The organism is Phenylobacterium sp., from assembly GCF_030693805.1.
GTDB lineage: Bacteria > Pseudomonadota > Alphaproteobacteria > Caulobacterales > Caulobacteraceae > Phenylobacterium.
Genome location: NZ_JAUXZW010000307.1, coordinates 1 through 9,216 on the forward strand (window position 1 = coordinate 1; position 9,216 = coordinate 9,216).

At 68.4% G+C, this 9,216-nt stretch carries 9 protein-coding genes and 1 tRNA gene; 4 read left to right on the forward strand and 6 right to left on the reverse strand.

The features are described from left to right. The 5 genes from Q8M88_RS11850 to Q8M88_RS11870 all read right to left on the reverse strand — a co-directional run. On the reverse strand, window positions 1–721 hold a 721-nt coding region (locus tag Q8M88_RS11850), incomplete at its 3' end, for an aminotransferase class I/II-fold pyridoxal phosphate-dependent enzyme (protein WP_371132692.1). Between the two features lie 37 nt (window positions 722–758). Further along, on the reverse strand, window positions 759–1,115 hold the full coding sequence (locus Q8M88_RS11855; protein WP_305597363.1) for a response regulator: 357 nt from the start codon (window positions 1,113–1,115) through the stop codon (window positions 759–761). 1 nt (window position 1,116) lies between these two features. Further along, complete coding sequence (locus tag Q8M88_RS11860) at window positions 1,117–2,430, reverse strand: sensor histidine kinase (RefSeq protein WP_305597364.1); 1,314 nt, start codon at window positions 2,428–2,430, stop codon at window positions 1,117–1,119. A gap of 37 nt (window positions 2,431–2,467) precedes the next feature. Beyond that, window positions 2,468–4,300 (reverse strand): translational GTPase TypA, encoded by a 1,833-nt coding sequence (gene typA / locus Q8M88_RS11865; protein WP_305597365.1) that lies wholly within the window; start codon window positions 4,298–4,300, stop codon window positions 2,468–2,470. A 386-nt stretch (window positions 4,301–4,686) separates the two neighbouring features. Next, complete coding sequence (locus tag Q8M88_RS11870) at window positions 4,687–5,595, reverse strand: N-formylglutamate amidohydrolase (RefSeq protein WP_305597366.1); 909 nt, start codon at window positions 5,593–5,595, stop codon at window positions 4,687–4,689. Between the two features lie 114 nt (window positions 5,596–5,709). On the opposite strand from Q8M88_RS11870, the gene Q8M88_RS11875 reads away from it, so the two are divergent. The 4 genes from Q8M88_RS11875 to Q8M88_RS11890 all read left to right on the forward strand — a co-directional run bounded on the left by Q8M88_RS11875 (window position 5,710) and on the right by Q8M88_RS11890 (window position 7,128). Further along, window positions 5,710–6,066: a response regulator transcription factor gene (locus Q8M88_RS11875; protein ID WP_305597367.1), complete on the forward strand. Its 357-nt coding sequence runs from the start codon at window positions 5,710–5,712 to the stop codon at window positions 6,064–6,066. Between the two features lie 89 nt (window positions 6,067–6,155). Continuing rightward, a tRNA-Val gene (locus Q8M88_RS11880) sits at window positions 6,156–6,230 on the forward strand. A gap of 149 nt (window positions 6,231–6,379) precedes the next feature. Then, complete coding sequence (locus tag Q8M88_RS11885) at window positions 6,380–6,850, forward strand: hypothetical protein (RefSeq protein WP_305597368.1); 471 nt, start codon at window positions 6,380–6,382, stop codon at window positions 6,848–6,850. Between the two features lie 107 nt (window positions 6,851–6,957). Continuing rightward, a complete protein-coding gene (locus tag Q8M88_RS11890; RefSeq protein ID WP_305597369.1) occupies window positions 6,958–7,128 on the forward strand; it encodes a hypothetical protein in 171 nt (56 codons plus the stop codon). Between the two features lie 49 nt (window positions 7,129–7,177). Here the strand turns inward: Q8M88_RS11890 and mnmC are convergent, their stop codons facing one another. Further along, on the reverse strand, window positions 7,178–8,983 hold the full coding sequence (gene mnmC, locus Q8M88_RS11895; protein WP_305597370.1) for an FAD-dependent 5-carboxymethylaminomethyl-2-thiouridine(34) oxidoreductase MnmC: 1,806 nt from the start codon (window positions 8,981–8,983) through the stop codon (window positions 7,178–7,180). Window positions 8,984–9,216 lie beyond the last annotated feature (233 nt).

Below are 9,216 nucleotides of genomic sequence, written 5' to 3' on the forward strand. Positions count from 1 at the left end.
TCAAGGCGGGCGTGGCGCATAGGAAGCCTACCTTCCAGCCGGTGAGCCCGAACATCTTGCCCGCCGAACCGATCTTCACCGTGCGTTCGCGCATGCCCGGCAGCGCCATCAGCGGCCGGTGCGGGCGTCCGTCGAAGGTGACCTGCTCCCAAACCTCGTCGCACACGGCGATCAGGTCGTGGGCGATACAGATCTCGGCCAGCAGCGCCAGATCCTCGGCGGGCGACACGGCGCCTGTGGGATTGTTAGGGTTGTTCAACACCAGGAGCCGCGTCTTCGGCCCGATCGCGGCCTCCAGCGCCGCGCGGTCCAGTCGCCAGTGCGGCGGCTGCAGGGTCACCAGGCGCACGACGCCGCCAGCGCGACGGATGAGCGGCAGGTAGGCGTCATAGAAGGGCTGGAACACCACCACCTCGTCGCCCGGCTCGATCAGGGCGAAGAAGGCCGAGGCCAGAGCCTCCGTAGCCCCCGACGTCACCGTAACCTCGGTGCTCCAGTCGAGGTCCAGACCCTGGCGGCGGCCGTAGTGGCCGGCGATCGCCTGGCGCAGGTCCGGCAGGCCGGACATCGGCGGATACTGGTTATAGCCCTCGAGCACGGCTTCCGCGGCCTTGGCGCGCACGCCCAGCGGCCCCGGATCGTCCGGGAATCCCTGGCCGAGGTTCACCGCACCATGGAGGCGCGCCAGACCAGACATCTCCTCGAAGATGGTGGTCGGCATGTCGCGGTAGACGGAATGGGCCACGTTCGGCGAGGGTTCAGGCGGCGACGCCGCGCAGAGCCGCGTCCAGATGCCGCCGAGTGACCGGCTTGGCCAGGAACCCGAGCGGCTCGATCCCGGCCATGTCATTGCGGAAGGCTTCGGTGATGCTGCCGCTGACGAACAGCGAGCGCACGCCCAGGCGGCAATAGAGCGTGCGGGCGAGCTTGCCGCCGTCGGTGTTGCGCGCCAAGCGAATGTCGATCACCGCCATATCGGGTTTGGTCTGCTCGGCGGCCTCGAGGCCGGTGAAGGCGTCGGCGGCCTCGGCGCAGACTTCGTGCCCGAGATCCTGCAGCAGCCACGCGATATCGAGAGCGATGAGGGCGTCGTCCTCGACGATAAGGATCCTCATGTCAGGCGAGGCTCCTGGGGAACTCGACCTGGAACGTGGCGCCGACAGCGTTGTTCTCCACGCTCAAGCTGCCGCCGAGCTGGCGAGACAGCGCATCCACCACCCTCATGCCCAGACTCGTCTTGGAAGCCATGGAGAACCCCGCCGGAACACCGTCGCCCTCATCCGATATGCTCAACTGGTGATGGTCGCCCACGGTTCGTAAACTAATACGCAACTTGCACGGACGATTGGGAGGGCAGCCGTATTTCAGGGCGTTGGTGATAAGTTCGTTCAGGATCAAAGCCAAAGGCGCGGCCTGGGCCATGTCCAGCACCAGCGGCTCGACGTCGGTTTCCAGGGTTATATCCTCGCGCCCCATGGAGTCGACCAGTTCGCGCGCCAGGCCGGCGGCGTAGCTGCCGGCGTCGAAGTCGCCGACCTTGCCGGCGTTGCCGTAGATCTGCTCGTGCACACGTCCCACCGCGACGATGCGGCCCAGGGTCTTGTCCAGCGCCGAGGCGACGACCGGATCGTCCGTCGTACGCGACTGCATGCGGACGACGCTGGCGATCTGCTGCAGCGAGTTCTTCACCCGGTGGTTCACTTCGGCGAGCAAGAGGGTGCGTTGCTGCAACAACCCGCGCAGCCGCTCAGCGGTCTCCGCCTCGACCTCGCGATCGACGTTGATGTCACGCAGCGCCTTGATGAAAAGCCAACCCAGGGCCACGGCGAACACCAGCAGCGCCAGCGCGCCGACCAGTCGCAGCGTCGCCGCCCGCGCCCGGCGCTCAGCCTCCAGGTGGGCCTCGACGCCGTCGAGCACGGCGATCTGCGCGCGCACGGCGCGCATCACCGCAGTCCCCTGGCCGCCTCGCACAAGCGCCAGCGCATCTTCGCCTCGGCCTTCATGGGCCAGTCCGACGCCGCGTTCCAACAACGCCAGCCGCTGGCGCGTCAGGTCGCTCAGCGCCTGCGCGCCGCGTTGTTGGGAGGGATTGTCGCGGGTCAGGAATTCGACCTCGGCGACGCGGCGGCGCGCACGCTGGTCCGCATCGTTCAGTTGATCGAGTGCGACGGGCGTTCGGGTCAGCAAATACAGGCGGTGCGCCGCTTCGGCTTCGCTCAGCGCCTGGTGGACGTCGCTGATGCCTTCGCGCACCTCGCGGGTGTGCAGCACCATGCCAGTGGCGTTGTCGTACCAGACCAGCAGCCCGCCGAGGATCGCGAAGGCGCCCAACAATGCAGCGACGGTGGCGGCGAGCAGACGGAAGGCGCGCTCGCGGGCGGCTTGGCGATCGCGCCCGCGCAGGCCCTCGACTTCGCCTTCCTCCACCGCGTCAGACCTTCATGTCGCTAGGCTTTCCGGACCCTTAGGCTTCGCGGACGCGTTTCTTGCGGAAGCTCGGGTTCAGCACCTGCTTGCGCAGGCGGATCGCCTTCGGCGTCACCTCGACCAGTTCATCTTCCTCGATGTAGGCGATGGCCTGTTCGAGCGTCAGACGGCGCGGCGGAGTGAGGCGGATCGCCTCGTCCTTGCCGGAAGCGCGCACGTTGGTGAGCTGTTTGGCCTTCATCGGATTGACGTCGAGGTCGTCGGGCCGGGAATTCTCGCCGATGATCATGCCCTGGTAGGCCTTCTCGCCGCCGCCCACGAACATCGTACCGCGCTCTTCCAGGTTCCACAGCGCATAGGACGCGGTCTCACCATCGGAGTTCGACACCAGCACGCCGTTGCGACGGCCTTCGATAGCCCCCTTGTACGGCTCGTAGTGGGAGAACACCCGATTCAGCACGCCGGATCCACGAGTGTCGGTGAGAAATTCGCCCTGGTAGCCGATCAGCGACCGCGACGGCGACTGGAACGACAAACGGGTCTTGCCCGCGCCGGACGGTCCCATGTCCTTCAACTCGGCCTTGCGGGCCGACAGCTTTTCGATGACCACGCCGGAGTAGTCGTCGTCGACGTCGATGACCACGTCCTCGATCGGCTCCAGCCGCGCGCCGGTGTCCGGGTCGGTCTGGAACACCACCCGCGGGCGGCTGATCGACACTTCGAAGCCCTCGCGGCGCATGGTCTCGATCAGCACGCCGAGTTGCAGTTCGCCGCGGCCGGAAACCTCATAGGCGTCCTTTTCCGCGGTCTCGGCGACGCGCACGGCGACGTTCGACTCGGCTTCGCGCAACAGGCGCTCGCGGATCACCCGGCTCTGCACCTTGTCGCCGTCGCGCCCGGCCAGCGGGCTGTCGTTGACCGACACGGTGATGGCGATGGTCGGCGGATCGATCGGCTGAGCCGGCAGGGCCTCGGTGACTTCCGGCGAGGCCAGGGTGTCGGCGACGGTGGCCTTCGACAGGCCGGCGATGGCGACGATGTCGCCGGCTTCGGCCACTTCCACCGGCTGGCGGCGCAGGCCGCGGAAAGCGAGGATCTTAGTGATCCGGCCTCGTTCGATTTCGACGCCGTCAGGGCCCATGGCCTTGATCGCCAGGCCGGGCGTCGCGCGCCCCGACTCGACGCGCCCGGTCAGCAGGCGGCCCAGGAACGGGTCGCTCTCGATCAACACCGACAGCAGTTGGAAGGGCGCGTCGACCAGAGCTTCGGCCTTGGGGGCCGGCACGTGCTCGACGATCTTCTCGAAGATCACCGACAGGTCCTTCTGTTCGTCGCCCATGGCGGCGACCGCCCAGCCCTGCTTGCCGCTGGCGTAGAGGTGGGGGAAGTCCAGTTGGTCGTCGGTGGCGCCGATGTTGGCGAACAGGTCGAAGACGTCGTTGACCACGCGGTCGGGATCGGCGTGCGGCCGATCGACCTTGTTCAGCACCACGATCGGGCGCAGGCCCAGCTTCAACGCCTTGCCGAGCACGAACTTGGTCTGCGGCATGACGCCTTCCTCGGCGTCGACCAGCAGCAGGCAGCCGTCGACCATGCCCAGGATGCGTTCCACCTCGCCGCCGAAGTCGGCGTGGCCGGGGGTGTCGATGATGTTGATCCGGGTCTCGCCGGTTGCACCCTTCCAAAGCACTGAAGTCGCCTTGGCCAGGATGGTGATGCCGCGCTCGCGCTCCTGGTCGTTGGAGTCCATGGCCCGTTCGACGGTCGCCTCATTGGCGCGGAACAGGCCCGACTGGGCGAGCAGTTGGTCGACGAGCGTGGTTTTGCCGTGGTCGACGTGGGCGATGATAGCGATGTTGCGGAGCGACATGGTGCGACTTCGGAAGGGGGCGACTTCAAGGGGTCGGGAGGGGCGGCTTGTAGGCGACGCGAGTGCGGTTCGCCAGGGGTCATGGCGACTCATGATGAAGGCGAGTCGCCGGGTTCCGAGGCCATGAATTGTGCGGCGCAGCACGCGACGCCGCGTCGCTATACCCCTCAACGAGTTGAAAATGAAGCAAAAACGATGATTCAGGTGCGAAAAGTGAGAGTGCTCTCAGAATTTCTCTTGGTGTTTTGTGCAGCGCACTCTATAAATGAACTTGTGAGGCGTCCCTGACGTCTCTGCCCTTCCTGGGCGTTTCCTCCCTAATGAACTGCCGCGCCTTCGGGCGCGGCTTTTTTTTGGTCTGCAGGGTAGCGCTGGCCGTCACCGGCTCAGATGGCGCGCAACGCGCTCCAGTCGGCGAGCGCCAGCCGCTGGGTCAGCCGCTCCAGATGGCCCTTCAGGCGGCCGAAATCGGCGGTCTGCGCGAGGTTCGCCTCGTCGAGGTAGAGCGCGCGATTGATCTCGATCTGCAGCGCATGCACGCGGCCGGCGGGGCGGCCGTAATGTTCGGTAGTGTAGCCTCCGGCGTAGGGCGTGTTGCGCGCCACCCGGTAGCCCAGGTCCTGCAACTCGCGCTCGACCCGCGCGGGCAAAAGGTGCGAGCAGGCGGCGCCGAAGCGGTCTCCCAAAACCATGTCGCTAGGCCGCCCTCCGCCAGGCGACCTCGCCGCGGCGGCCGGCATCGAATGCCAGTCCACCAGGATCGCAAAGCCATGCTCTGCCTGGGCCTCCGCCAGCAGGCCGCTCAGCGCGGCGTGATAGGGGCGATGGGTGGTTTCGATGCGGCGGCTGGCCTCGGCGAAGGTCAATTTGCGCGCGTATATCTCCTGGCCTTCCGAAACCACGCGGGCGATCGCGCCCAGGCCCGCGGCGACGCGGGCGGTGCGCGCGCGGGCGAATTCCGGCAGCTCGTCGGCGAACATGGTGGCGTCCAGCTCGAACGGCTCGCGGTTGACGTCGATATAGGCCCTGGCGAGCTTGGCCGCGATCACCGCCGCGCCCAGCGCCGGCGTCTCTGCGACCAGGGCGTCGACGAACGCGTCTTCCGAACGGCGGATCGCGAGCGCGTCCAGCGCGGCGGCGACCATCATGTCCTGGGGATAGCAGCGTCCCGAGTGGGGCGAGGCGTAGACCAGCGGCGTCGGCGGGGGTTTGCCGGCGGGCGCGGCGCGCTGCACCTCGAAGGCCGCAGGCGCGACCTGGGGATGTTCGGCGGCCAGCGCCGGCGGGGGATTCATTGCGCCGTATTGAACGCCGCGCCGTGACCATGGTCAAAGGGTTCATCGCGAGTTTACATGTGCCCGCCTAATCTGCCCGCGAAACATCCCCGACGCCCGACTGCACGAGCGCCCATGCCCCGCATACTCCTGGCCGAAGACGACGACTCGCTGCGCGGCTTCCTCGCGCGTGCGCTCGAACGCGCGGGCTATGAGGTGTTGGCCTGCGCCGACGGCGACACCGCGGCGGCCGCCCTGGACGAGGTCTGGGACCTGTTGCTGACCGATATCGTCATGCCGGGCCTGGACGGCATCGAGGTCGCGCGCCAGGCCGCCGCCCGCCATCCTGGCCTGAGGATCATGTTCATCACCGGCTTCGCCGCCGTGGCCCTGGCCGCCGGCGACGCGGCCCCCGCCGGCGCCAAGGTGTTGTCCAAGCCCATCCACCTGCGCGAGATCGTCGCCGAGGTGGAGCGGATGATGGCCGCCTGACTTTCGCAAGCCCAGGCCCTCGGGCCGGGTTGCGCGCCCAGCGCCGCGCCGGTATATCCCCGCCTTCGCGCTCCCCAAGGGGAGCCGGCGGACGCGTAGCTCAGCGGGAGAGCACTACGTTGACATCGTAGGGGTCACAGGTTCAATCCCTGTCGCGTCCACCATTCTTTTCATAGCGTTAGTCGGTACTTGCGCCCGCCGGGGGCGCCCAAGGCGTGTGCGCCGACTTCATATCGTCGTGGCTGGCGACGCCGCGCATTGACTCGGATGTTCTAATTTTGTTCACGTTCGGAAGTTGCTTCCGGAGGTGCAGTTGGTCCATCGAACGTACCTTGGCCTAGGCCTCGAGGCCGCCGCCGTCCGCGAATTCGACACCCTCGCGCCCTATGTGGCGCAGATGTTGGCGATGCGGGACGAGTGCGCGCCGGAAGGTTCCGACTATCTGGCGATGGAGATCGCGCTCAATGGGCTGGAGACCACGGCCTACCATTTCACCCGCCGGCGGAACTTCTATCACGTGCTCGGCGAAGGGCGGTCGCACCACGGCGACGGCAATGGTCGGCTAGGTGATCTCGCGGAGGCCGTCGCGGCCTTCAATGCGCTGAGACCATACGTCGACAGGCTGAAGGCGATGCAGTTCAAATGCCGCCCCTTCGGTCTCGACTATCTGGCCATCGACATCGCCAAGCGGAGCGTGGAGACGGCGGCTTTCCACTTCACCAGGGTCGATGCGTTCTACGCGGCGCGCGGCGACTCGTCGGGCCCGGTCGGTCCGAGGTTGTGACGCGGCCCGTCACCGCCACGACGATTTAACCAGTCGTTAGCAGAGCAGGGTGATGTTACGTATAGTGACCATTGTGAGTCGACCGTAAACAGCCATTTGGTGGCGCCATGTTTCGTGTAGATCAACGATTTTCCGGTCAGGGGCTGTGGAACACCTCCGCGCTTCCGATGAGCCTGCAAGCGGCGATGGGCATGGCTAAGACCCGAAGTCAGAGCCGATTCGCCGACGATGTCCGGATCGTGCCATCGGAAATCCGCACCATCGATCTGCGCGTGTAACATCCTGGATCGCAGGATTTCCGCCGGCATGTAACTATAAGTTGTGACGTTAGGGCCGACCACGTCGCGCGGCGCGGGCTTCGAACCGCGCCGGGTCGACCAGCGCGGCCAGGTCGCCTGGCAGGGGGCTGGGTGCGCCGAGCGCCAGCGCCGCCACCTGTTCCGCGAGCAGCGGCGCCAAGGTGAAGCCGCGCGAGCCGAGGCCCGAAAGCAGGTACAATCCGGCCTGACCCGCGGACCCTGCCAGCGGCAGGCGGTCGGGCGTCACCGCGCGCAACGCCGCACGCCCTTGCAGGCGGGCGCCCGCCAGGCGCCGCGCTAGCGCGGGCAGGGTCGCGGCCAAGGTCTCCAGATTGCGGCGATGATCGGCGTCGCGCACATCGAGGCCCACGTCGCCCCTGTCGTATGTGGCCCCGAACAGCACGCCGTCAACGGTTGGCGCAGCATAGCCGCCCCAGGCGGCCGCCTGCACCGCGGGGGCGTCCAGCGCCGCCCAACTCACCTGGCCGCGGACGCTGGACAGCGCTGCGCCGGCGACCAGATCGCCGCTCTGCGCGCCGGCCGCGACGATCACCGCGTCGGCCTCGCCGACGGTTTCGCCGTCGGATCCCAGCAGCCGCCATCCGCCAGCCGTGGCCTCCAGACGCGCCACCTGCACGCGGCTCTGACCGCCGATCCAGGCGCACAGCACGGCGGCGGGCGCAATCGTCAGCGCGGTCTCCATGGCCAAGGCGGCGGGCGCCGCTTCGCCCAGTCGCTTGCCGACCGCGTCAGGTTCAAGCAGCTCGAGGTCGCCGGGCTCGAACAAGTTGCTGGCGGCGATAGTCGCAAACCGTCCGGGATCGCGCTCGGACACGGCTAGCTGCAGAACGCCCCGCGCCAGCACCGCGCCAGGCGTTGCTTCGTAGAGTTGGGCCGCGCGGGCGAAGGCCTGGGCGAACAGTCGGGCGGGAGGACCGAGGCCGGCGTCGAGCCTCGGCGTCGCCAGCGCCACGGGGTTGCCGGAGGCTCCGGCGCCTGGAGCATGCGCTTCGTAGACCACCGCCTCGCCGCCCAGGACGCGGACGGCGCGCGCCGACGCCGCGCCCGCGACGCCCGCGCCGATGATCGCCACGCGGCGGGATGGGCTGGTCGTCGCACCGCCTTGCGGCTCGAACCAAGCTTCGAGGCGCTCTCGTTTGCGGCCATAGCCCGGCTGTTTGGCGATCGTGAAGCCCGCTTGCGCCAGGCCGCGCCGCACAGCGCCGGCCACGGTGAACGTTGCCGCCCGCGCGCCTGGCGCCGATCGCGCGGCGACCAGGTCCAGCACCTCCTGGCGCCACATCGCCGGGTTCAGCGCCGGCGAGAAGCCGTCGAGGAACCAGGCGTCGGCGCGGCCTGACCACTGGCCCAGCGCTTGGGCGACATCCAGCACGGCGACGTCGACGATCGCGTCGAACCCGGGCAGCTCCAGGCGGTGGAAGCCCGTGGCGCGGCCAGGCCACTGATCCAGCAGCGCCTGGGCGGCGTCAGCCAGCTCGGGCCAGGCGGCGAGCGCGCGGACGGCGTCGGCGCGACCTAGCGGGTGCGCCTCGACGCTGAACACGTGAAGGCGGGCGCCTGGCGGCCGGTGCGCGCGCCACAGGTCCAGCAGTGCGGCGACGTTCAGGCCGGTCCCGAAGCCCAGTTCGCCGACGACGAAGCGTTCGCGTCCGCTCCAGGCCTGCGGCAGGCCACAGCCCTGGAGGAACACCGCGCGGCTCTCAGCCAGGCCGTCGGCGGTGGAGAAATAGATGTCGCCGTAGAAGCGCGACCGCGGTCCGTCGTCGGCCCAGATCAGCGGGTCTTCGGCGTTGGCGGCCGGGGGAGGGATCATGTCCGACAGTGGGCGCGCCATGGGTCAGCGGGCAAAGGAAAAGGGCCGCCCCCGGAGGGACGGCCCTTTAGACTTCAACGTGTCTGGTGAGACGCGCTTAGTGCTTTTCAGCCGGGGCCGCGGGAGCGGCCGGAGCCATCGCGTCGGCCTTGGGGGCTTCAGCGGCGGACATCGCGTCGGCAGCCGGAGCAGCGGCGGCGGCGTCGGTCGCGGCCTTGCTGGCGTCAGCGGCG

Coding starts and splice junctions, on each gene's coding strand:
- Q8M88_RS11855 (WP_305597363.1), bottom strand. CDS start 1,115: ATGAGGATCCTTATCGTCGAGGACGACGCCCTCATCGCTCTCGATATC.
- typA (WP_305597365.1), bottom strand. CDS start 4,300: ATGTCGCTCCGCAACATCGCTATCATCGCCCACGTCGACCACGGCAAA.
- Q8M88_RS11870 (WP_305597366.1), bottom strand. CDS start 5,595: ATGAATCCCCCGCCGGCGCTGGCCGCCGAACATCCCCAGGTCGCGCCT.
- Q8M88_RS11875 (WP_305597367.1), top strand. CDS start 5,710: ATGCCCCGCATACTCCTGGCCGAAGACGACGACTCGCTGCGCGGCTTC.
- Q8M88_RS11890 (WP_305597369.1), top strand. CDS start 6,958: ATGTTTCGTGTAGATCAACGATTTTCCGGTCAGGGGCTGTGGAACACC.
- mnmC (WP_305597370.1), bottom strand. CDS start 8,983: ATGATCCCTCCCCCGGCCGCCAACGCCGAAGACCCGCTGATCTGGGCC.